26 protein-coding genes are annotated in these 21509 nt (G+C 67.8%); 11 read left to right on the top strand and 15 right to left on the bottom strand.

Features of this window, described 5'->3' with window-relative positions; translation table 11 throughout:
- Positions 1 to 264: 264 nt before the first annotated feature.
- Together ASF17_RS16125 and ASF17_RS15140 are read right to left on the bottom strand one after the other, a co-directional pair.
- The gene (locus tag ASF17_RS16125) at positions 265 to 1017 is read right to left on the bottom strand and encodes a DUF998 domain-containing protein (protein WP_326934208.1); all 753 of its coding nucleotides are present in this window, start codon (positions 1015 to 1017) and stop codon (positions 265 to 267) included.
- 81 nt (positions 1018 to 1098) lie between these two features.
- Positions 1099 to 1974 carry a cyclase family protein gene (locus tag ASF17_RS15140; RefSeq protein ID WP_055802187.1) on the bottom strand — a complete coding sequence of 292 codons (876 nt, stop codon included), beginning with the start codon at positions 1972 to 1974 and terminating at the stop codon, positions 1099 to 1101.
- Between the two features lie 117 nt (positions 1975 to 2091).
- Here ASF17_RS15140 and ASF17_RS15135 point away from each other — a divergent pair, with 117 nt between their 5' ends.
- Positions 2092 to 2577: a MarR family winged helix-turn-helix transcriptional regulator gene (locus tag ASF17_RS15135; protein ID WP_156357489.1), complete on the top strand. Its 486-nt coding sequence runs from the start codon at positions 2092 to 2094 to the stop codon at positions 2575 to 2577.
- Positions 2578 to 2663: 86 nt separating this feature from the next.
- Here the strand turns inward: ASF17_RS15135 and ASF17_RS15130 are convergent, their stop codons facing one another.
- The 3 genes from ASF17_RS15130 to ASF17_RS15120 form a co-directional block, all read right to left on the bottom strand.
- Positions 2664 to 3251 carry an NAD(P)H-dependent oxidoreductase gene (locus ASF17_RS15130; RefSeq protein WP_055802181.1) on the bottom strand — a complete coding sequence of 196 codons (588 nt, stop codon included), beginning with the start codon at positions 3249 to 3251 and terminating at the stop codon, positions 2664 to 2666.
- 81 nt (positions 3252 to 3332) lie between these two features.
- Positions 3333 to 3680, bottom strand: a complete 348-nt coding sequence (locus ASF17_RS15730) for a hypothetical protein (RefSeq protein ID WP_156357488.1) — start codon at positions 3678 to 3680, stop codon at positions 3333 to 3335.
- A gap of 982 nt (positions 3681 to 4662) precedes the next feature.
- The gene (locus tag ASF17_RS15120) at positions 4663 to 5007 is read right to left on the bottom strand and encodes a MerR family transcriptional regulator (protein WP_055802174.1); all 345 of its coding nucleotides are present in this window, start codon (positions 5005 to 5007) and stop codon (positions 4663 to 4665) included.
- Positions 5008 to 5062: 55 nt separating this feature from the next.
- On the opposite strand from ASF17_RS15120, the gene ASF17_RS15115 reads away from it, so the two are divergent.
- Complete coding sequence (locus ASF17_RS15115) at positions 5063 to 6004, top strand: SDR family NAD(P)-dependent oxidoreductase (protein ID WP_162236442.1); 942 nt, start codon at positions 5063 to 5065, stop codon at positions 6002 to 6004.
- A 776-nt stretch (positions 6005 to 6780) separates the two neighbouring features.
- Here the strand turns inward: ASF17_RS15115 and ASF17_RS15110 are convergent.
- Positions 6781 to 7212: a hypothetical protein gene (locus ASF17_RS15110; RefSeq protein ID WP_156357487.1), complete on the bottom strand. Its 432-nt coding sequence runs from the start codon at positions 7210 to 7212 to the stop codon at positions 6781 to 6783.
- Between the two features lie 468 nt (positions 7213 to 7680).
- Here ASF17_RS15110 and ASF17_RS15105 point away from each other — a divergent pair, with 468 nt between their 5' ends.
- The 3 genes from ASF17_RS15105 to ASF17_RS15095 all read left to right on the top strand — a co-directional run bounded on the left by ASF17_RS15105 (position 7681) and on the right by ASF17_RS15095 (position 9151).
- Positions 7681 to 7899, top strand: a complete 219-nt coding sequence (locus tag ASF17_RS15105) for a hypothetical protein (RefSeq protein WP_156357486.1) — start codon at positions 7681 to 7683, stop codon at positions 7897 to 7899.
- Between the two features lie 92 nt (positions 7900 to 7991).
- Entirely contained in the window at positions 7992 to 8651 is a 660-nt protein-coding gene (locus tag ASF17_RS15100) for a hypothetical protein (protein WP_055802159.1), read from the top strand.
- Positions 8651 to 9151, top strand: a complete 501-nt coding sequence (locus ASF17_RS15095) for an RNA polymerase sigma factor (protein WP_055802196.1) — start codon at positions 8651 to 8653, stop codon at positions 9149 to 9151. Before ASF17_RS15100 ends, ASF17_RS15095 begins: the two co-directional genes overlap by 1 nt.
- An 85-nt stretch (positions 9152 to 9236) precedes the next feature.
- Here the strand turns inward: ASF17_RS15095 and ASF17_RS15090 are convergent, their stop codons facing one another.
- Positions 9237 to 9422, bottom strand: coding sequence for a hypothetical protein (locus ASF17_RS15090; RefSeq protein WP_055802156.1), 186 nt, complete (start codon positions 9420 to 9422; stop codon positions 9237 to 9239).
- Positions 9423 to 9573: 151 nt separating this feature from the next.
- Between ASF17_RS15090 and ASF17_RS15085 the strand changes: the two genes are divergently transcribed.
- Positions 9574 to 9999 (top strand): hypothetical protein, encoded by a 426-nt coding sequence (locus ASF17_RS15085; RefSeq protein WP_055802153.1) that lies wholly within the window; start codon positions 9574 to 9576, stop codon positions 9997 to 9999.
- Between the two features lie 552 nt (positions 10000 to 10551).
- Here ASF17_RS15085 and ASF17_RS15080 read toward each other — a convergent pair.
- The 3 genes from ASF17_RS15080 to ASF17_RS15725 all read right to left on the bottom strand — a co-directional run bounded on the left by ASF17_RS15080 (position 10552) and on the right by ASF17_RS15725 (position 12558).
- Positions 10552 to 11616 carry a CU044_5270 family protein gene (locus tag ASF17_RS15080; RefSeq protein ID WP_055802149.1) on the bottom strand — a complete coding sequence of 355 codons (1065 nt, stop codon included), beginning with the start codon at positions 11614 to 11616 and terminating at the stop codon, positions 10552 to 10554.
- Positions 11604 to 12179, bottom strand: coding sequence for an RNA polymerase sigma factor (locus tag ASF17_RS15075; protein ID WP_055802146.1), 576 nt, complete (start codon positions 12177 to 12179; stop codon positions 11604 to 11606). Before ASF17_RS15075 ends, ASF17_RS15080 begins: the two co-directional genes overlap by 13 nt.
- A 109-nt stretch (positions 12180 to 12288) precedes the next feature.
- A complete protein-coding gene (locus tag ASF17_RS15725) occupies positions 12289 to 12558 on the bottom strand; it encodes a hypothetical protein (RefSeq protein ID WP_156357484.1) in 270 nt (89 codons plus the stop codon).
- A gap of 202 nt (positions 12559 to 12760) precedes the next feature.
- Here ASF17_RS15725 and ASF17_RS15070 point away from each other — a divergent pair, with 202 nt between their 5' ends.
- Complete coding sequence (locus ASF17_RS15070) at positions 12761 to 13168, top strand: SRPBCC family protein (RefSeq protein ID WP_082475458.1); 408 nt, start codon at positions 12761 to 12763, stop codon at positions 13166 to 13168.
- Positions 13169 to 13204: 36 nt separating this feature from the next.
- Here the strand turns inward: ASF17_RS15070 and ASF17_RS15065 are convergent, their stop codons facing one another.
- Both ASF17_RS15065 and ASF17_RS15060 read right to left on the bottom strand, forming a co-directional pair.
- Positions 13205 to 14149, bottom strand: a complete 945-nt coding sequence (locus tag ASF17_RS15065; protein ID WP_055802141.1) for an SDR family NAD(P)-dependent oxidoreductase — start codon at positions 14147 to 14149, stop codon at positions 13205 to 13207.
- Positions 14146 to 14943 carry an SDR family NAD(P)-dependent oxidoreductase gene (locus ASF17_RS15060; RefSeq protein WP_055802138.1) on the bottom strand — a complete coding sequence of 266 codons (798 nt, stop codon included), beginning with the start codon at positions 14941 to 14943 and terminating at the stop codon, positions 14146 to 14148. Before ASF17_RS15060 ends, ASF17_RS15065 begins: the two co-directional genes overlap by 4 nt.
- Positions 14944 to 14998: 55 nt before the next feature.
- Here ASF17_RS15060 and ASF17_RS15055 point away from each other — a divergent pair, with 55 nt between their 5' ends.
- Positions 14999 to 15604 (top strand): TetR/AcrR family transcriptional regulator, encoded by a 606-nt coding sequence (locus ASF17_RS15055; RefSeq protein ID WP_055802135.1) that lies wholly within the window; start codon positions 14999 to 15001, stop codon positions 15602 to 15604.
- Positions 15605 to 15750: 146 nt separating this feature from the next.
- Here ASF17_RS15055 and ASF17_RS15050 read toward each other — a convergent pair whose 3' ends face one another.
- Entirely contained in the window at positions 15751 to 16398 is a 648-nt protein-coding gene (locus tag ASF17_RS15050) for a LysE family translocator (RefSeq protein WP_055802193.1), read from the bottom strand.
- Between the two features lie 135 nt (positions 16399 to 16533).
- Between ASF17_RS15050 and ASF17_RS15045 the strand changes: the two genes are divergently transcribed.
- The 3 genes from ASF17_RS15045 to ASF17_RS15035 all read left to right on the top strand — a co-directional run bounded on the left by ASF17_RS15045 (position 16534) and on the right by ASF17_RS15035 (position 19635).
- On the top strand, positions 16534 to 17226 hold the full coding sequence (locus ASF17_RS15045; RefSeq protein ID WP_082475457.1) for an HAD family hydrolase: 693 nt from the start codon (positions 16534 to 16536) through the stop codon (positions 17224 to 17226).
- A 145-nt stretch (positions 17227 to 17371) separates the two neighbouring features.
- The gene (locus ASF17_RS15040; RefSeq protein ID WP_055802130.1) at positions 17372 to 18871 is read left to right on the top strand and encodes an ABC transporter permease; all 1500 of its coding nucleotides are present in this window, start codon (positions 17372 to 17374) and stop codon (positions 18869 to 18871) included.
- 83 nt (positions 18872 to 18954) lie between these two features.
- A complete protein-coding gene (locus tag ASF17_RS15035; RefSeq protein ID WP_055802126.1) occupies positions 18955 to 19635 on the top strand; it encodes an ABC transporter ATP-binding protein in 681 nt (226 codons plus the stop codon).
- Positions 19636 to 19763: 128 nt separating this feature from the next.
- Here the strand turns inward: ASF17_RS15035 and ASF17_RS15030 are convergent, their stop codons facing one another.
- On the bottom strand, positions 19764 to 20420 hold the full coding sequence (locus ASF17_RS15030) for an SDR family NAD(P)-dependent oxidoreductase (protein WP_235476684.1): 657 nt from the start codon (positions 20418 to 20420) through the stop codon (positions 19764 to 19766).
- Between the two features lie 106 nt (positions 20421 to 20526).
- The gene (locus ASF17_RS15720; protein WP_156357483.1) at positions 20527 to 20982 is read right to left on the bottom strand and encodes a MarR family winged helix-turn-helix transcriptional regulator; all 456 of its coding nucleotides are present in this window, start codon (positions 20980 to 20982) and stop codon (positions 20527 to 20529) included.
- Between the last annotated feature and the right edge of the window lie 527 nt (positions 20983 to 21509).

Here is a 21509-nt window from a genome sequence, read left to right as displayed (position 1 = left end):
AACGAGGTGGACTGCCCCGGCTGCGGCGACCAAGAAAAGAGCACCTAGGCCGATAGCTATGGCGACTTCCACACTCGTCGGGATGACGCCTGCGTCTGCCCCGGCGATCAGCAGCACCACGGGGATGGGTGACGTGACGAACAGGTCCACGGCGCGCGGGTGGCGAGTCATCGACGCGCGGACGCGCCCGGGAGGTCGAGGGGGCGCCGGGGGCACCGAGTCGGCGGGCACCTCCGCGGGGCGTCGGTCGGGCATGCTCCGACCCTACGCAGACGTGTCGGACGTCGTGCGCCGACGCCGGACGGGCGCCCCTGCTCCGGCCGATCGTCCCCCCTCGAACGCCGAGGTCGCGCCGAAGACCATCAGCCACGAGATCGCGATCGAGGTCGCGATCAGCTCGAGCCAGCCGCCGACAGCCGTCGCCACGCCCGCGACGGACAGTAGACCACCGGTCGCGGCGATCCCTGCGACCGCGACGCCGCAGACGGACGAGAGGAGGCGCAGCGCACGGCGTCCCGACGCGCACGCCGCCTGCAGCATCGCCACGCACGCCGCACCGAACGCGACCACGGCCGCGGACGTGTGCAGGGCGTCCTGCACGGTCGCCGCAGGACCCACCGGCAGGGGGCACCCTGCGGTGCATGGCACCTGCGAGGCCACGAGGAACAGAACAGACGCTGCCCCGAGGTGGAGACCGACCAGGCCCGGAGCGTGGGACGTGACGACCGGATGCCCCGCCCGGCCCACGCCACGCACGCGCCAGCGGCGACGACGAGCAGCAGGGCCACCTCGAACGGAGCCGCTGTGGGCTCGCCGTCGGCACCGAGCTCGCTGACGTAGACGGGCCGGTCGACGCGACTGCGGGCGAACCAGATGAGAGCGATGCCGAGTGCCGCAGCCCCGCAGCCGGTCAGAGCGAGGGAACGACGCAGGTGGTCGGTGGGCAGCGGGCTCGGGGTCATGTTCCGACGCTAGGAAGGCACCTCGTGCGCCCGCGTCGGGTCGTCGTACCGACATGCCAGCCAAGTGGTACCGCGGTACGAGAGGCATGTCGCGACACCCATCGGTCATCACGACGCGCACGACCCGAGCGCCCGCCTAGAAGATGGCCTGGGGGTTCACGGGCACACCGGTGAGGCCGTGCAGGCGGGGCGGGGCGATGCTGAGCAGGAAGGCGTGTCGGCCGAGCTCGGCGCAGGTCGCGGCGAGGTCGTCGGTGGCGACGCTGTCGATCAGGGGCATGCCCAGGCGGGCCAGCCCGACCATGTGCATCGGCAGGGGCATCTCCGGGTCGCTCGGCGGGAAGGAGTCGCTGATGTCGCCGGCGTAGAGCGAGACGCCACGGTGGTGCATCCACGTGACCGCGTCGACGGTCATGCCCGGCGCCTGGGTCTCGGCGTCCCAGCTGAAGCCCCAGCCGCTCCGGACCACCACGGCGTCACCGGGCAGCACCTCGACCCCGGCCCGCTCCTCGGCCGCGTCGAGATCTGCCGCGGTGACGGGGTGCGCAGACGGCAGCGGCCCCTCCGGTGCCAGGTCGAGCAGGACTCCCCGCGTCGTGATCCCCGCGGCGAAGGCGGTCGTGGAACCGTGCACGACGCCTCCGGCCGTGACGGTCTCCTCGAGGGGGCGACCCGGGTACACGGTGCCGTCGATCGGCATGTGGGCGAAAGCGTCGATGTGCGTCAGCGCCGGGTGATGCGGCGTCACGACGAGGACTTCGGACATCCCCATGGGCGGCGTGCCCGTGTAGAGCAGCGCCTGCTGCACGGGGGGCGACGGCGGTGCAGGGGGAGCGAACGGTCCGCCGAGCATCGAGGCGGGTTCGACCGGGTACGCGAGCGACACGCTCAGGCCGACCCGCACCTCCTCAGCGGCGCGGGCCCTCGCGGCGTCGTCGATCAGGTTCAGGGTGCCGAGTTCGTCGTCGGCGCCCCAGCGGCCTCGGTCGTCGGGGAGTGCGGGTGTCGTCATGGTGCCTGTCCTGTCATGTCGGTTCGGTGTCGCGTGGGTGGGTGGTGCACACTGCAAGGAGGTCCTGAAAGCAGGTTCCTGCACCATAGCCTGAAAAACAGGATCCTGTTTATCTAGGTGGACAACGAGGAGGCACGCATGGATGACGATGGAGGTCGCGGGCTCGATTCCGTGCTGGGCTGGAACGCGGTCAAGGTCGCCCGCATCATCGGCTCCCAGATCACTGCGGGGATGGCGGAGCACGACGTGAGCCTCGTGCAGTTCGGCGTGCTGTCGTGCCTGGCGGACGGTGCTGAGCTCACGTCGGCGGAGATCGCTCGGGCCGTCTTCGTTCGCCCGCAGAGCATGTCGGATGTGCTCGACGGGATGGAGCGTCGCGGTCTCGTCCGTCGGGTGGGCGTCCGCGTCCGCGGCCGGAGGAACCCCGCCGCGATCACGCCAGCCGGCCAGGCCGTGCTCGACGCGGTGCAGCAGGTGGCCTTGGCGACGAACGACCTCAGCATGTTCGGGCTGGACGCGTCACGGAGCGCGCAGCTCAATGCACTGCTGCTCGCTGTCATCGAGGGCGCGGAGAAATCCCCGGGCGTGGGCGACGCTTACTGATACATGCCCGATAGGGGATCGGCCACCGGGCGCCTGGTCGGTGACACCGAGACCACGGCGCGTCGTCAGTAAACCGTCTCAGGTGCTCAGCTCGTGATGGCGCGAGCCGTTCGTTCGACTGCGTCCAGGACGAGCGCGTGACGGGCCTTCTGGTCGTCCTGTTCCGACTTGTGCACGAACGCCACAGAGCCTCGCTGTGCGCCGCAGTAGTCCACGATCCCGTGCTCGATCTGCGTGCGGAGGGCCTGTTCGTAGCCGTGGCGCTCGTACGTGCCGGCTGCGTCGCCTGCCACGGCGAGGAGGTGGACGGTGAGCCCGTGGAGGTTGCGACGCGTTCCGCCGGCGGGATCGATGTCGAAGGCCCAGCCGGCGATGAACACGCGGTCGATCCAGCCCTTCATGAGCGCCGGCATCGACCACCAGTAGACAGGGAAGATCAGAACGAGGTGGTCCGCTGCATCGACTCGCCGCTGCTCGCGAACGACGTCGGGAAGGGTGTCGGTCTCGCCGCGGTAAGTTTCCCTGTCGGCAGGGCCGAAGCGGGGGTCGAAGCCCTCGGCAGCCAGGTCGGCCACGACGACTGCTCCCGGTCGCAGGGCCGCCTCGAGCTGCTGCGCGATGTTTGCGGTGAGAGAGTTCTGATCCGGGTTCGCGGTGACAATGAGGGTGTTCACACAAAGCAGTCAAGCGGATCCCGCTGACCGTTCTCCGGCCACGGGTGAGCGCCCGGTAGCCGGTCGGTGACCGGTCAGCGGTCAGCGGTCGTGATCTCGTCGCAGGCCGTCGGTCACGGTTGTCGTGTCGTCGGCTGCGAAGCGCAGCTGCGTCACACGGTGGACCGTCGAACGGGGCGAGGCGCTAAGTCGAAGCGAGACCGGTGCGCTGAGGATGAGCGCGATGGTGCATCCCGAGAGGGTCGCTATGCGCGCGGTCGTTCCCTCGACTGTCGGGGATGTCGTCGTCCCGTCGTGGTGCACGCGGGCCGAGGCGATGTCCTTGCGGGGCACCGTCGCGACGACGTGGCGGCCATTGCGGATGACGAGGTCGGTCTCGGTCAGGTAGTGCGGGTGCTGCCACCTGACAGCGACGAAACCGAGCAACAAGACGACACCGTAGACACTGAGCACCGTCAGCGCTGCGGCAAGAGCCGGGTACGGGAGAACGAGATGGAGCACCGCGATCTCGACGCCGCTTGCCGCGATGAAGGCCGCAGGGAGAACCGCCGTCCCGTTCTTCGCAGGCACAGGCAGCGCGCCGATCGGAACCGTGGGAGGTCGTCGCCGCACCACCCACGCTAGGGCTCGAAGGGCCGCGACCTCGTGCCCGATGGCACGCGCGACGGGAGCAGGAGGGAGCGCTCGTGCGATCCGCTGCCAGCCAGCCCGGACGGGCTCACCCCGGCGGCGGAGGATGACTCCCGTTACGAGCAAAGTCATCCACAGGAGATCGAACTCGAGCAGGAGCAGCACGAAACTCGCCTCGCCGTGCCCCGCCGACCTCGTCGCGATCACGGACGCCGCCGTCATGGCCATCAGGATGAGTCCGCACCTGGCGGCTCGACCACCCGTGACAGCTGCCCGTTGCATGTCGTCAGACTAGGAAGCGCAGCACCTTGGCGCATCCCCAGCACGAGCTGAATCTTCTCGAGAGATGCCCAATAGCCGATGGTGAACTGCACTTGGTGCGACGGACGGGTACGGCCGGCTACTGGGTCCGGGTCGTGGGGCCGCTACCGTGACCTCACGACAGGTCGATCACGCTCCGGCCGCTGGGCCGTGGTCTTTGTCGGATTGACCGTCGCCGCACTGATCGTGTGTGCTGTCGCCACAGTCAAAGCCGGGTGGCTTACACCGGTCTTTTTCTGGCCCGTGCCGGAGGGCACGGATGTTGTCCAGACGAAGCAGCAGTACGAGTCATCGATCAGTGCCCAGGGACTGGGCCGGGTAGCTGCCGTTGTGACTCTCTTATGCGGTCTCGGCGCGACGGTCTTCACATACCTGAGCTCTAGAGCCCGTCGCGTCCGATAGACGATCAGCCACCGGACGACCTCAGCTTCCTTCACACGTCGGGCACGCTCGCAGCAGGTCAGGCGTTGGCGGTCAGGTATGACGTGAGGGAGTCATCGATCATCTCGAAGCGCGCGGCGCGCGTCCGCACGTCATCTCGCAAGGTGGCGACCTGGCGCAGAAGATCTGGGCAAGCCGCTTCGGATCGTTCTCCGACCGTGCAGGGCAAGACGTCTCTGACCAGGGAGGAGGGCATGCCCATGTCGAGGAGGGAGCGGATCGTCTCGACCATCGCGACCGCATTCGGGGCGTACTCGCGGTAGCCGTTCGACTGGCGCTCCGCGCTGAGAAGGCCCTGCTCCTCGTAGTACCGCAGAGCCCGCGGAGTCGCACCCGTCTTCCTGCTCAACTCACCGATTCGCATGGTGCCCTTCCTGGTCCTTGACCTTCACGCTGACGTCAGACTCTACGCTCCGAGCATGACCCCGCTGACGCACCCGACTCGCACCCGCCTGTCCGATCCCCTCGCCTCCGCCCCGGACCTCACCGGTCGACGCGCAGTCGTCACAGGCGGGTCCAGCGGGCTCGGCCTTGTCACCACCCGGACGCTCCTGCAGGGCGGTGCACAGGTCGTCATCGGAGCCCGCGACACGGCCAGGGCTGAGCACGCACGAGACCGACTAGCCGAGGAGCTGAGCTTGCCCGCCGGCCGCCTGATCGTCGCGCCTCTCGATCTCATCGACCCCCACTCGATCCGTGACTTCGCCAAGGCCGTAGGCGACGCGCCTCTCGACCTGCTGGTGCTCAACGCTGGGATCAGCAGCGTCCCCCTCCGACACGACCACGCCGGCATCGAGAGCCAGTTCGCAACCAACCACCTCGGTCACTTCGCCCTGACGGGGCATCTGCTCCCAGCCCTCGAACCAGGAATCGAACCCCGGATCGTCACTGTGTCCTCTGCTCTCTACACCGGGGCCACGCTCGACCTCGACGAGCTCTCGAACCGCACCTCGTATTCACCCGGGCGTGCCTACAGCCGTTCCAAGCTGGCAAATGTGATCTTCGCCGTCGAGCTGCAGCGACGCCTCAGCGCACAGGGCAGTACGGTCCGGAGCTTTGCCGCACACCCCGGAATGGCGCGCACGCCCCTCCACACGACGTACCCTTCCGCAGCCACGAGGATCCTGACCAGCGCAGTAGCCAGAGTCATCGGCCGCGACCCGGAACCCGCCGACATCGGTGTCCTGACCGCCGCCCTGAGCGCACAGGCCACGCCCACGCTCTTCTGGGGCCCTGCCGGCTCCAAAACGGCTCCTGACGCAGTCGGGCAGCCGTTCGCGGCTGTCGCCACCGACCCCGCAACAGCCGCCGCCCTCTGGTCAAAGTCGGAGCAACTATCTGGTGTCGGAATCCTGAGCTGAAAACACAGACCGTGACGTTCGACCATTCAGTATCAGTTGTCCCGATAGACGATTGTCTATCGGGACACACCGCCGCCGGCCCCGTGCCCGCCCTCAGTCAGGAAGGGTGTTCAGAGATTGCGCTTCACGCCGCGCACGCGACTCTGAAGCCGATGACCCAAATTCGCTCGGTCTCAACGAGCGGACGCACCAACATGCTTTGGGCGCGAGTCAGTCACGGGCCCGACGGGCGTCGCGATACAGGGCGACGATACCTAGGACGATGAAGGTGACTCCGACAGGGATACCCAGATAAACCAGCGTCGCCGAGCGGCCAGCCTGCGACAACGGCCCGAGGCCCCCTGACAGGCCAAAGATCGAATAGATGCATGCGAACACTCCGAATCCGATCGCGGCCCATCCCTCGGTCGATTTACCGCGTCTCATGAACATTGGGACCTCATCTCGAGCCGTGACGGTCCGCCGGTGCCGCCAGCATAGAAGTCAAGCACGCACAGTCTCGACAGAGGTCCGGACTGAGCCTTGGTCAAGCGTGAACGCCCGCGGCCGCAGGTGAGCAGGCTGAGGCTTTTCACCCCGTCTCATAGGACGATCGGCATGCGAACGTCGCCACGACCTGAGGTGTCTGACTTGTGCGGTGCTCCGGAGTCGCGGTCAATGTGGTCGCTGAGACGTGTGCGGTCGGCAATCCACGCACCTTCTTGAGGCGCTCGCGCCCTTCACTGGCCGGGTGACTCATTCGACCAGTTGATACGACGCGGAAACTTCTGAGGGCCTCAGTACTCGAGCCTTGGCCATTCCTGCAGGCGTGAGAACTTGGGCTGGGCTGGTGTCGGGTCCTCGTCGTCCAGGACACGAACTTCGGTGAGCACGGTGGTGTGGCTCTGACTGTACGAGCGGTGAGCGATGCCATCGCGTTCGTCAACGACCAGTGTTGCGCGCTGTGCTGGATCGAGCTCGTGCTCGAAGGTGAACAGCAACCAGTGTGTTTTGATCCGTTGAACAAGCATGGGTGAGTAGCTCGCTGGAGATCCCCAGAGGGGGAGCAGCTCCGGCGTGAGCAGACGTACGGGAGGGGCGACATTGCCGCTGCGCTCGAAGCTGACCTCGAAGGATCCGTCCTCGCTGTGCAGGTGGCCCTTTGAGTAGTGGGCACGATGACTGCTCCCCTGACGGATAAACGTCCAACTTCGCTCCTGTTCCTCCACGACGGCCTGAAACTGGCACGGCTGGTCACTCCCGCTCGGACCTGTGCTCACACCTCGAACGAGACGTCGTTGTCGACGTCGAAGCCCAGCGACCTCGGTTTGCAGGTTGGAAGCATCGGCTGGGCCGAGGACAGTGTCGAATCGCACCTCACCAGTGTGAGGGCGCACCGCCCGGCCGGGTGCAACCTTGTCCCGATAGACGATCCTTCCTCGGGCGTCACCGGGGTAGCTTGACTCCAGGGGGTAGCCATGAAGGATGGTCCGGGCGGTCGTGCGGCTCTCGTCGCTGGCGTAGTTGCAGCCGTTTTGGTGGCGGGAATCCTCACTTGGGCCGCTTTGAACCGACCTGAGGCCACGGCCGCTTCGCGTTCGATGGGGTTAAACGCCTAGCCAGAAGCAGCGCCCGGTAGGGGATCGGTGTTCGGCGCACCATCTGGTAGCAAGCTGTAGGGTCCGAGCGTGACATACGTGAGCTTGGCAAACCGATCGTGGTTCGTCGTGGCGGTCGCCTTCGTTGTGGTCGGATTCGTGTTCCTCACGCAGCCGCTCAACTACCCCGATTTCATGGGAGCACCCCACTCAGGTGGGTTCATTGGCGGCATCGGACTCAGCATCGTGGTCCTCACGGTCATGGAGGCCTTGCTACCGCGCCGTCGGGCAAATGCGGCCAAGGAACGCGACCTCTAGCTTCAGAGTGTCTCTATAGACGATCGGGGCACGGGCATGGACGTTTCTCGGTGTGCCGGACACGTACAGGGTGAACCCACCTTGGAGGAACGATGACCCACACCCCCGATCACCTCGACGTGCTCCTCAACGACAGTGCACCCGCAGAGACGAACTCAAGCCAAGCGCTGCGACACGACCTCGCCGTGATGGCGGCCGAGGCCAAGACCGTCTCGCGCCTCCGGCGCCGGCCGCTCCGCGTCGCCGCGACCGCGGGCCTCGCAGCGCTGCTCGTCAGCGGTGCCGGCACCGCAGTCGCCGCCTCGGTCTTCGACTGGGCGCCGTGGGCGCAGGACCCTGACCTTGCTTACCCGTTCATCCTCCCGAGCGGTCGTGCCTGCGAGGCCAGGGTCGCTGTCTACGACATCGAGAACATCGACAGCAACGGCGCCGTCACACGATCCAACCCGGCCAACGACAGCGACTTCGCCCGCCACCTCCGAGCCCTCGACCTCGTCGACCAGGCTGACGTGCAGGCCTCGATCACGGAGGTGCGCCAGCGCGATACGAGCGTCTCCTACGTGGCAGTCCTTCCGGAGGGCGACCTCGAAGACGTCCACGCGACACAGTCCGGCCCAACCGAGGACGACATCTACGCCGCAGCGGTGTCGAACGCCGTCCGTGACGTCATCAACGCCGAGGCCGCCGCGTTCGACGGGGGCCACGACTACACCGGAGAAGAGTCGATCCTCTGCGAGAAGGTCGCCTCGTGATGGGTAGCCGGAAGCGAGCCCTCAGGTCTGCCCTGGAGGCCAGCTCGGTCGACCTCCTCTCCTACCTGCGGCGGCGCACGGACTCCGACGAGGCGCCCGATCTGCTGGGCGAGACCTTCGTCGTCGCCTGGCGCCGCCTCGATGATCTGCCCGAGGAACCCGAGCAGGCACGAATGTGGCTTTTCGGCATCGCCCGCGGCGTCCTGCTGAACCACGCTCGGGGCGTGCACCGGCGGTGGGCGCTGGCCGACCGCCTCCGCGGGCACGCCGTCCTCGCACCGGTCACAGCACCGCCGGCAGACGAGCACCTCGACGTCAGGGACGCCATCTCACGGCTCGAGCCGGACATGGCGGAGCTCGTCCGGCTCGTTCACTGGGACGGTTTCACGATCACCGACGCAACTCAGGTCATGGGCATCCCGGCATCGACTGCACGGGGCCGATATCAGCGCGCCAAGGAACTGCTTCGCGTCGCCCTCGACCCCGCGGTAGCTCCTTGAGATCGGGCCCCTGAGCCCAAAACGGTCCAGCAGCGAGAGCGTCGTAGCTGTCGCAATAGCCGATCGTTCATCGGGCTGCGAGCAGTCAGCTGCGAGCTCGTGCTCGATTGCGGAAGTACTCGACGATGTAGATCCCGAGAATGACGATGCCGCTCAGCTGAAGCGCCACGGACAACCCGGCGAGGAACTCCTGGTTGGGCCAGATCAAGCGGAGCAGCAGGGAGACGAACAAGGCGCTGAGTGCCACGACGACCAGCGAGCGATTCTTCATCCTTCGACTGTATCGATCGCCTGTCTAGGCCACACTCGGCGTCCCGATAGACGATCGTCTATCGGGCACCGGTAACGGCCTTCCCGCTTCCCTGGCCGTGCCACAGCGACCGGCGTGTGGGATCGTCGAAGCAAGATGACATGCTGAGCGCATGCTGACCGATGCAGAGATCGTGGCCTCGATGAGAAGGGTCGAGCGAAAGAGTCGGTCTACCGGGCCGGACCTGTCGTATCTCGACTACGAGATGCGAGACATCCGCGCCTCGCCCGGACACGTCGATGTCGAACTCATCCAGCGCGACGGCCACTCCGCGCGTGTCCCCATCGCCCTCCCCTCCGCCGGTGAACCCCAGTACTGGCTCTTCTTTCTCCCCGAGAATGCCGAGGAGTGGGTAGAACAGCTCCTCCTCTGGCTCGACGAACAGGTTTTCACCAGCGGGCTCATGGACGGGCGAGTACGCGTAGAGAGAGACGGTGCCAGTTACGTGCAGTCAGCTCCCTACGGTTGGCGCTTGACCGATCCTGCTGAGCACGCAAGCCTCGCCGAGGCCGCTGGCCCCGACGGTTGGTACGGATGACGATCGGTGGCCGCGACAACAACGGAAAGGGGGGAGGTCTACCGCTTCCGTCGTGGTCTGAGCACGAGAACGGCTCCGTAGATTGTGGCCCCAATGCCCAGCAGCACGAAGAGGAACTCAAGTCCCCTGATCGACGAAGGCAGGCGGCCGGCCGCCACGAGGGCCAACCAGCCAATCCCGAGCAAGAGGGAGAAGAGCCCAGCGACTATCCAGTAGACGGCTCGTGGGTCGCGGCCGTTCGGCAGCTTGTCGTTCCACATGTACTAAGCGTGACACCGCGGCGCATGAGCTGCGGTACGGGTTGGTTCCGATAGAGGATCGGCCATTGGTTGGGGCCGTTGCTGGCCGCCAGGGAGTTGGTTCTTCTACGACGGGCCGGACGCGAGGCAGCCCTTGCGGGGTGTCCCGCAAGGGTGCTCCCTAGTGGCTAGGTGAGGGTCTCGTGTTTGGCGTCGAGAAAGGCTTGGTTCCAGGCGGAGATGTCGAGAGGTTGCGTGGCAAGCAGGTCGATCGAGTCGGTCCGGATGGCCGGCGCTGATCCAGCCGTGGGCGTCAGCATTGGAACTCGCTCACACCGGTGACGACGCAACCCTCATCATCCATGGCGCCGTTGGGGGTTCCACCCTCGGGCGCCGTGTCCGACACGATGGTGCTGCTCGAGGTCCATGTCGTGGTCGTGCCGGCAGGCATGCCCGACTCGGGACTCAGGAGCACGCGGCGTTGGCCGATGAAGTCACCAGTCGATGGGTCCACGATCATTTCCTGGCGTGTGTTTGCTTCGCCGTCAGTTCGCCCGATCGCCACTCCGGTCCTGCCGTTCAAACTTGCACGGTCGTCCTGGATCTCTACGTCGGGGATGAGTGCCGCGGCCTCGTAGAGGGCCGATCGCGTCTCAGCGGGCACCGGGTTCTGGGAGAGCGTGTCGAGGATGTAGGTCAGAGCTTCGTCGTCTGAGGACACGCCCTGGCCGGTGGTTTCATCACGGATGGCGGCCAGAAGGGCATGAGGCTCCGTGGGCCACGTTTCAGCTTCGGTTGACCCGCTGCGGGGGCTCCCGGCATAGAACGTGCCACCTGCGGCGCGCACCAGCTCAGCGGTGCCGGCTGGCGCCTTTGCCGCCGCAGCCTCGGAGTCGGGTCCGAAGGTCTTGTAGGGCTTCGTGGCACCTCGGGCCCAGACCCAATCGTCGGCCTGGTTTGCGGGGATGAAGAGGCTGTCCGTTGCAATGGTCAGGTAGCTGGTGTCGCCGTCGTCGCCCGCGGTGGTCGTGGAATTGACGGCCGTGGTGTCGATGCGGAGGTACTGTCCGGGGCCCACCACGGGGTCGGTCGTGCGGATGGCAGCCTCGGCCGACTCGTGAAGCACCGACGCCACGGCTTTGTCAGTGGTGCCGAAGCCCACGATGTTCGTAGCGACGAGGCCCGTCACGACTGCCGCGGCGGCCAGGCTCATGCCGACAGCCCAGCGGAGCTTCGGGCGGGCCGGCACGCGTCGTGGCTGCGCCGCTTGTTCGGTCGCAGCGGCGTGCAACAGTGCTGCGCGGCCGCGGTCCAGGGCGGACTGGTCGGGGGGAGTGACGTCTGTGCGGGTCTCCCGGAGGAGAGTCAGCTCGTCCACGGGGCACCTTCCAATCTGAGGGTCGTGTCGTGCTGGGTGGATGCGCGCAGCAGGCGGCGTGCGCGGTTGAGGCGTGACCGGACGGTCCCGACTGGGATATTCAGGGCTTGGGCGATGCCGTCGTAGTCGAGGTCGGCCCAGGCGTAGAGGAGCAGCGTTTCTCGGTCCCTGGCGTGCATCTTGCGAAGCGCGTGCCCGAGGTGTTCCATCGCTCGGTGCGCATCGGCCCTACCGTCGGCTTCCGAGAAGGCGTCGACTGAGACGTGAGAGGCGTGGTCCGCGTTCAAGCCGTGCCAGGCGCGGGCTTCGGTACGTGCGTGCTTCCGCAACAGCGTGGAGGCGATGCCGTAGAGCCAGGGCAGAGCGGTGCCGCGTTCCAGGTCATAGTCGCGGCGTCGTTCAAACGCCACGAGGAACGTTTCGGACATGACGTCATCAGCGACGTCTGACCCGGCACGCCGGCTCACGAAACGATGGATGGCGGTGGCGTGCCGGTCGTACAGCTCGCTGAAGGCTGCACTCGCGGAGAGCGAGCTGCGGATGATGTCACTGTCGGTGGTCACACTCGTCTTTGTTCAAAGGCCCGATTCCGGTTCACGGAAAGTAGCAGCCAGGGGATGACGGCGACTTCGCCCAGAAAGGATCGTTCCTGACTGCCCGCTAGGGGATCGGTCAACGGCCCCTTGGCTTTCGGGACGTCCCGTCGGCGCTGTGGTCTTCGTCTCTAGGTGCTTCGCCTTCGGCCACGTCTTCCGTGATGGTGATGCCCGGATTCCAGCCGTGTTTCTTCCACCAGGTACGGAGCGCGATTCCGAGCGAAAGGCCAAGAGGTAGTCCTGCCAGCGTGATAGCCGCGCCGTCTAGAAAGACCAGCAGGAGGATGCCGGCCGCAATGCCAACGGTGCAGAGAAGATATATCTGTTGGCTGCTTCGAGGCGACATAGGGGCACGATAGGCCGAAGACAAGATCGCTGTTTGGCCCGCCCGATAAGGGATCGTTCACCGAGATCTGTTTCGGACTGACCTATCGAGACAGCCAGCGCCCCGTACGTGCGGGGAGTCGCTAGCGTCCGCCATTGCCCGGTGAGCGATCGCTGGCCGGCACATCGGCGCCGGTGCTGGGCAGACGCACTAGCGTCTGAGCATGTGCGCTGACTCTCTGTCGATCACCGTCGCATCGGTGTCCTCCGCGGAGGGACTGTGGTGCGCGCTTACGGACGAGCGCGACTCCTGGTGGCCTGAGCTGGCGCTGACTCCCGAGGTCGGCTCGGTCGTGCGCGAGACCTGGACCGAGGGCGGCCGCGAGCACTTCGCTGACGGTCGCGTGACGGAAGCAGTACCGCCGAGTCGGCTGGCCTTCGTGTGGCAGCAGCCGGAATGGCCGTCGCCACTTATGGTCCGCTTCGACATCCGTAGTGACGGCGAGCGGAGCACGGTCACGCTGACGGAACGAGGTTTTGGGCAGCTCGTAGATGGCGACGGACTTCGAGCCGCACACGAGGAGGGGTGGAACTTCCATCTCGCAAACCTGCTCAGGGCGGCGTACCGATAGATCGGCTATCGGGTTGCCATCTGGTGGGTGGATTTCTCATCGGGTCAGGGCTTCGGACTCTGACCAGAGGCGCTGAGCCACGTCGGGGTCGAGGGCATGGCGCATGACTCCGTGGGTCCCGTCGATGATGTGGTCCACGACGTCGGCCGGGCCGCAGTCTTCCCAGTACGCCGGGGCGCCGACGCCAAGCTCTGCCCGTGTGGCGACGAACACCGATGTCGCGGCGCCCTGATCGACCGTCTTGACGCGGTGGGAGTAGCGGCGCTTCATCTCGGCCAGCACGGCGGGGTCCCAGTGGCGTTGCAGTCCGGTCCAGATGCCCCCGGGCATCACGGCAGCAGCCGTGATGCCCTCGTCGTGCCATCTGTGCGTGGCCTCGACGCCGAACAGTACGTTCGCGGTCTTCGATTGCCCGTACGCGATCCCTGCGTCGTAGGGCGTTCGACGGAAGTCGAGGTCGTCGAAGCGAATGCCGCTCGCACCGTGGCCGCTCGATGACAGCGAGATGACGCGCGCTCCCTGAGCCTCGGCCAGCGGCTGGTGGAGGCCGTTGGCCAGGGCGAAGTGCCCGAGGTGGTTGACGCCGAAGTGCCATTCCCGACCCTCGGGCGTGCGTCGTTCGGGGACGTGCATGACGCCTGCGTTGGCGACCAGCAGGTGCAGGGGTCCCGACCACTCAGCGGTCAGTCGACGCACGGAGTCGAGGTCGGCGAGATCGAGTTCCATCACCCGAAGGGTCGCGGCCGGGTCCCGGGCTCTGATCTCCTCGACCGTCCTCTCGCCGGCGTCGATGCTGCGGACCGCCAGGACCACCGTCGCGCCGGCCCGGGCAAGAGCCCTTGCCGTCTCGACGCCGATCCCTGAGCTGGCACCCGTGACCAGGGCAGTCTGGCCGTGCAGGTCGATGCCCTCCACCACGTCGAGGGCAGTCGAGGACGCACCGAACCGTCGGGCGTCCTGGAGTGTCGGGTCGGTGTTCATGCGAGCCGGACCGCGGCGATCCCACCGTCGACGTCGACGGTGCTGCCGTGCACGAACGCCGCCTCGCCCGAGACGAGCCAGCGGACCGCGAAGGCGACGTCGACCGGGCGGACCGGTCGGCCCGCCACGGTGCCCGCCGTCATCGCGGCCAGGGTGTCGGCGCTCTCGGCGTTGCCTGGCGTGCTCGTCGCGCCGGGAGACACGGTCGTGACTCCCACGCCGGAGGGTCCGAACTCGGCCGACCAGGTGCGGGTCATCTGTTCGAGGGCGGCCTTCGAGGCGGTGTAGGCGGCGCCGAAGGGGACTCCGACACGGGCCATCCACGAGCCGATGTTGACGATCGAGCCGCCTCCGCGCTCGACCATCGCGGGGGCGAGTGCTCCGACGAGCACGTGGGGCGCGCGGACGTTGACCGCGAGGACGGCGTCGAGGTCAGTGTCGGAGAGGCCGGCGGTGGGGCCAACGGGGTAGATGCCGGCGTTGTTGACGACGACGTCGACGTGGCCGCCGAGCGCGTCCTCAGCTGCCGCGGCGATGCGGCGCACCTCTGACGCGGTCCCGCCGAGGTCGCCGACCACGGCGTGGGCCTGACCGCCGGCCTCGGTGATGCTGCGCACGACGGCCTCGGCGCGTCCGGCGTCGCGCCCGTTCACGACGACCTCGGCGCCGGAGGCGGCGAGGACGCGGACGATGGCTTCGCCGATCCCGCTGGTCGAGCCGGTGACGAGCGCGGTCGTGCCTGCCAAGCGGGTGTCGGCTGTCAGGGTCTGCAGTTCCTCTTCATTGGACTTCATGGTCCATTACTAGCACACGAATGGACCCGGTGGTCCAGAGGGCTAGGATCGGGGCGTGGAAGAGAAGAAGCTCACCGCGCGCGGCCGAGCAACGCGGCAGCGCATCATCGAGGCGACGGGCGAGCAGATCCTCGCGTCGGGCATCGGCGGGACGACCCTCGACACCGTCCGGGCGGCGACCCTGACGAGCAAGAGCCAGCTGTTCCACTACTTCCCGGGCGGCAAGGCGGAGCTCGTCCGCGAGGTCGCCGCGTGGGAGGGCGGGCAGCTGCTCGCCGCGCAGCAGCCGCATGTAGACGACCTCTCCTCGTGGGAGTCGTGGAGCGCCTGGCGGGAGGCGCTCGTGGACTACTACCTCGGCCTCGGTCGGTGGGCCTGCCCGATCGGGTCGCTCGCGACGCAGGCGGCCATGACCGACCCTGAGCTCGAGCGCGTCATCGCCGAGAGCATGGGCGCGTGGCGCGATCTGCTCGCCGCGGGGGTCCGCAAGATGCAGGCGTCGGGCGACGTCGACCGCGAGGCCGACCCGGAGCGGATCGCGATGGTGATCCTCACGGCGGTGCAGGGCGGACTCGTGATGAGCCAGCCGCTGCGTTCGGCGTGGCCGCTCGAGGCGGCGCTGGACTCGGCGCTCGACCCGTTGCACCGCGTCCGCGTCTGAACTCCGGCTCGACCGTTCGCGCGGCGGCCGCATACTGCGACCTGCTCGTCGCCCTCATCGCGGGGCTGCTCCTGGCGGGTTGTCACACAACGATGCATCTCTTGTCCGGCTGTCGGAGCTGGAGCGTCCCGTAAGGGGATCGCTCGCTATCCAGCCGCCGCCGGCGCGGGTGCGTCGAGGGCGAGTTTCACGCCCACGGCGCCGAGGAGGGTTCCGGTGGCCCACCGCTGCCAGCGCATCCAGCTCGGCTTGCGGCGGAGGAAGACCGCGATGGACCCGGCGGCGACGATGATGGCGGCATTGACGGTGAGGCTGACGGCGATCTGGACTGCGCCGAGCTGGAAGCCCTGGGCGACGACGCCGCCGGCGTTCTGGTCGACGAACTGGGGGATGAGGGCGAGGTACATGATCGCCGCCTTCGGGTTCAGCAGGTTCGTCACGAGCCCCATGCGGAAGAGCTTGGCCGTGGAGTCGCGCGGCAGATCACGGGTGTCGAAGACGGAGGCGCCTCCGGGTCGCAGCGTCTTGTAGGCCAGCCAGAGCAGGTACGCGGCGCCGGCGACCTTCAGCGCCGTGTAGAGCCAGGGCACCACGAGGAACACCGCGGCGAGGCCGACGTTGGCCATCGTCATGTAGACGACGAAGCCGACCGCGGTGCCGGCGAGCGAGAACAGGCCGGCGCGGCGGCCCTGGCTGATGCTGCGCGAGACGAGGTACATCATGTTCGGGCCGGGGGTGAGCACCATGCCCAGCGCGACGAGGGCCATGGCGGAGGCGGCGGTCAGCGAGATCATGCCGGTGTCTTTCTCGAGGGGGTGAAGGGGCGACCTCATCGGCACCCGTCGTGCTCCCAGCTTGGCGCACGCTCGACTACATCTCATGACGTTCCGGTAGGGGATCGGCCACTGGTCCACTTCTAGACTGGCGCGGTGACGCGAGTGGGTGCGGTCGGCTTCGACCTCGACGGGACGCTGTTCGATCACCACGGTTCGGCCCGCTCCGCCGCGGCCCACTTCCTCGGCTCGCTCGGTGTCGTCGCGTCGGACTCGACTCTTGATAGCTGGTTCGCCGCCGAAGAGCAGCACTTCGAGCGTTGGCGGTCGGGCGAGATCAGCTTCTCGGAGCAACGCCGCGAGAGACTGCGCTCGGTCCTCCCGCCGCTCGAGGTCCACGTCCCCGCCAGTGACGTCGAGATCGACGAGTTGTTCAGCGAGTACCTGCGGGCGTACGAGTCGTCGTGGCGGGCATTCCCTGATGCGCTTCCGCTTCTTCGGAGCCTGCGCGCGTCCGGTCATCGCATCGGGCTGCTGACGAACGGGGCGGAGGCTCAGCAACTAGCGAAGGTCCGGCGCACAGGTCTCCTCGTCGAGTTGGATGTCGTCTGCACGTCTGAGCGCATCGGTTTGTCGAAGCCCGACGTGAGGGCCTTCTCAGTTCTCGCCTCTGAGCTCGCAGTCGAGCCGGGGGCATGCCTGTTCGTCGGCGACGATCTCGTGAAGGACATTGACGGAGCCAGGGCAGCCGGGATGCAGGCGCTGCTGGTGGACGGCCACAGGCGCCGCGAGCTTCCGATCGGTGATTTGGTCCGGTCCGTGATCGCCCGGTCTGCGGATGCCCGATAGTCGATCAGCATCCGGGCACGTGGTTCGACCCTGACGGCGGGTCCGAGGCCTTGGAGCCATAGGAAGCGCATATGTGGGTCATGGGGATCTGAGGGTGTCGCTTCCTAGCGTGTTCCTCGTCCTGATCCCCGCACCGAGGAGAACCGTGTTCCTGACCTACCTGCTCAGAGAGCTGAGCAACAGACGCAAACAGACCGTGATCGTCGCAGCGGGCCTCGCCCTGGCCATCGCCCTCGTGATCGTGGTGAGCGGGGTGGCGGCCGGCGTGAGGAACGCCCAGTCCTCCGTCCTCGAGTCGATCTACGGCGTCGGAACCGACGTCACCATCACTCAGATCGCCGAGCCGGGTACCGGTGGACCTGGCGAGCAGTTCGCCTTCGGCTCCGGTGACGGCACCACGACCGACGACGGCAGCACCGAGGTCGCCCAGAGCACCCTCTCCGCCGCGCGCGGCACTGCGACCTTCGACTCGTCGGCCCTGACCACCGTCGAGGGTGTCGACGGCGTCTCCGCCGCGACCGCGACCCTGAGCCTGCAGAACTCCAGCTTCTCGGGCACGCTGCCCGACTTCTCCCCGGTGGGCGCAGGAGGCGCGGGTGCCGACGGTGCGACCGGTGACGGTACCGACTCAGGCACGGAGGCCGCGCCTCCCTCCGGCGGGGCCGACGGCGCGGGCGGCAGCGCGTTCGACGTCGACCAGTTCTCGGTCACGGGCCTCGACCCCGCCACGGACGCGGTCGGACCGCTCAGCAGCGCATCGCTCGTCGACGGCCGCAGCTTCACCGCCGCCGACGCGGGGACCGACGTCGTCGTGCTCGACCAGACGTACGCCACGAGCGCTGAACTCGCCGTCGGTGACACGCTCGCCATCGGCGGCACCGACTTCACGGTCGTCGGGATCGTGGCGTCCACGTCGTCGGACGCCGCCACCGCCTCTGACACGTACGTGCCCCTCGACACCGCTCAGGCGCTCAGCGGTCTGACGGACCAGATCAGCAACGTCTACGTCACGGCATCGAGCGCCAGCGGCGTCAACGCGCTCAAGACCGACCTGCAGGCGGCACTGCCGGACGCCACCGTGAACACCCAATCCGACCTCGCGTCGAGCGTGTCGGGTTCGCTGTCCACTGCGTCCGACCTGATCGGGAAGCTCGGGACGTGGCTCTCGGTGGTCGTCCTTGCTGCAGCTTTCCTCATCGCGATCCTCTTCACCGTCTCGGGAGTGAGCCGCCGGACGCGCGAATTCGGGACGCTCAAGGCCATCGGCTGGAGCAACTCCCGCATCACCCGCCAGGTGGCGGGCGAGTCGCTCGTCACGGGTCTGCTCGGCGGCGTCGTCGGTGTCGCGGTCGGCCTGATCGGAGTGCTCGTCGTGAACATCGTGGCGCCGACTCTGTCCGCGGCAGCCACGACCGACGCTGCAGGCCCCGGCGCCGACGGCCCTGGCGCCGCTGCGGGCGGAGGCGGTTTCGGGCAGCAGATCGCCCAGGCGACCACCGACGTCGCTCTGAACGTTCCCGTCACCGTCTCGGTCGTGCTGCTCGCCGTCGGCCTCGCCGTCGCCGGCGGTCTGCTCGCCGGCGCCGTCGGGGGCTGGCGCGCCTCCCGCCTGCGTCCCGCCGAGGCCCTGAGGAGCGTCGCGTGAACACGTCCCGCCCGACCTCGACCTCTCTCCCGGCTCCGGCCGGAACGACCCGACCGACCACAGCCTCTGGAGCCACCGACCCCATGTACACGCTCACCGCCGTCACGAAGACCTATCAGCAGAAAAAGCGCACCGTGAAAGCACTCGACGGGGTCGATCTCGTGATCCCTGCAGGGCAGATGGTCGCGATCCAGGGACCGACCGGCGGTGGCAAGTCCACCTTGCTCCAGATGCTCGGCGCGCTCGACCGGCCCACGAGCGGCACGGTTCGACTCGGTGACTCCGAGCTCTCGGCGGCGGGCGACCATGCCCTGGCGGCGGCACGGGCACGCGAGATCGGTTTCGTGTTCCAGGGCTTCAACCTGATCCCCACCCTCACGGCCGCGGAGAACGTCGAGACGGCCTTTGCGGACGGGTCGACGCACCGGGCGGAACGCCGGGACAAGGCGAAGGCGGCACTAGCGTCCGTGGGTCTCGCCGAACGAGCTGACCACCTGCCGAGCGAACTCTCCGGAGGACAGCAGCAGCGCGTCGCCATCGCCCGGGCGCTCGTCAAGGAACCGAGCGTGTTGCTCGCGGACGAGCCTACGGGCTCTCTCGACGAGGCCACCCGCGACGAGATCATGGACCTGCTCGAGGGCGTCTGGCGTGATCGAGGGCTCACCCTCGTCATCGTCACGCACGACTCGGCCGTGGCCCGGCGGGCACAACGTCGTCTCCGCATCGCGGGCGGCGAACTGGCCGAGCTGGGTCCGGCTGCCTGACCCGGCAGGCCGTAGCCGGCTCCGTCACGGCGTCGGGGCGGATGATCGTCCAGGCGGGCCCGCCCGCACGAGCTCGTCGACGACGAGGCTACCGGTTCGACCGTGGGCGCCCACGACGAGGCAGGCGGTCATCGGAGCATGACGGTGCCGCCGTCGACGGCGATGGTCTGCCCGGTCACCCAGCCTGCCTCGGAGCTCAGCAGCCAGCGGACGCTCGCGGTGATGTCCTCCGGCTGACCCACTCGACCGACGAGGGTGCGGGCGGCGGCGGCGTCGATCATGGTCGAGCTGTCGCCGAGCCCGGCCGCGTCGAAGAAGTCCGTGTCGGCCACGAAACCGGGGGCGAGGGTGTTGACGGTGATGCCGCGCCTGCCAGCGCGGATGGCGAGGTCGCGGCCGTAGCCGGCGACGGCGGCCTTGGCGGTCGAGTAGGGGCCCCCGCCGCCGTCGAGTCCGGCCGTCGAGCCGATCAGGACGATTCGTCCTTCCGTGTCGAGCACCTGAGGAAGAAGACCCTCGACGGGCAGGACGACGGTGAAGAGGTTGACCCGGAGAGCGTCGGCCCACGCGCTCTCGATCGCCGGGAGGTCGGTTCCCGGTCGACGGAATCCGCCTTGCCCACCCGCGGCGGCGACGACGCCCGCGACGCGCCTGTCGCCCACGGCATCGACGATCCGGCTGACACCCTCGACTGTCGAGGCATCGGCGACGACGGTGAGGATCTTCTCGGGGTCTGCCGCGGACCGCTGCGTCTCTGTGAGCGGGCCCTCGCGTCGACCGGCGATCAGGACATCTCGCCCGAGCTCACCTGGTCCAGGGCGATGTCGCGGCCCATGCCCGTGCCGCCGCCGATGACGACGACCAGTGGGGTCATCTGGGAGGGGGAAGAAGTCATGTCAGGTCCTTTCCGGGACTGTCAGGGAATGGCGTGCACGCATCGAGCGCATGCAGGAAGGCCAGTTGCTGTTCGGTCGTGAGGGGGCTCAGAAGCTGTTGCTGAGCGCGTTCGACTGCAGGCTCGGCCTCCCGCACCACCCGTGTCCCGAGGGGTGTCAGCGCCAACGGTCGGCGTCGGCCGATCGCTTCGTCGGCATCTCGGACGAGGAGGCCTCGGACACCGAGCTGCGCAGTCACGCGCCCCAGAGCCTGGGGCGTGATGAGGAGGAACCGGGCCAGATCGGCGTTGCTCGTTCGCGGGTTGCGGTCGACGAAGACGAGCGCTCCGTACTGGGCGCCTGAAAGCTCGAAGGGCTGGAGCGCAGCCTCGACCGCCTGCCGCGTCGCACGATGGAAGCGTGATGCCGCCAAGCCGAAGTCGTGGCCGGGCAGCGCTCGGGACGTGTTCATGTAACCCAAGGTTACATCAAGGCGCCGGGCTGGCGACCCCGCGCGAAGCCGGATCGGTTCAGAACTCGGCCCTGCACCTGGGGCTGGCGCTCGCCCACCGCGCCGCCGAGAAGCTCTCGACCGCAAGCGAATGCTTCTCGCCGCGGTCGCGTATCCGCTACCGGTCTCGGGCGTCCGGGTGGGTGCCTAGATCGATCGTCGCTCGTCTGCCGACTCCTCCACGAGGCCATGGAGGCGATCGGTCCCATTCACTGATCCATCATCCGACAGGTCCCGCTCTCTCTCAGATCTCCGCGGCTAGGCGACGACATCTTCGGGACTCACGCGACTTCTTCGCGGAGGTGTCTCGCGCCGGCCACGAGGAATCGGTCCGCCAGGCCGGAATCCGATCCTGACGACATCGATGGTGACGGCCTCATGCTGAGGTGTCCGCGGCTCCCAGGTGCCGTGCGATGGCCGACATGCCTCGCTCGAGCCCCGCCAGCTCGTCGTCGGTGAGTGCGGCGAGCACCTCGTCGTCGAACTCG

This window comes from Frigoribacterium sp. Leaf263 (genome assembly GCF_001422285.1).
Classification (GTDB): domain Bacteria; phylum Actinomycetota; class Actinomycetes; order Actinomycetales; family Microbacteriaceae; genus Frigoribacterium.
This window is presented reverse-complemented; position numbering and strand designations above follow the sequence as displayed.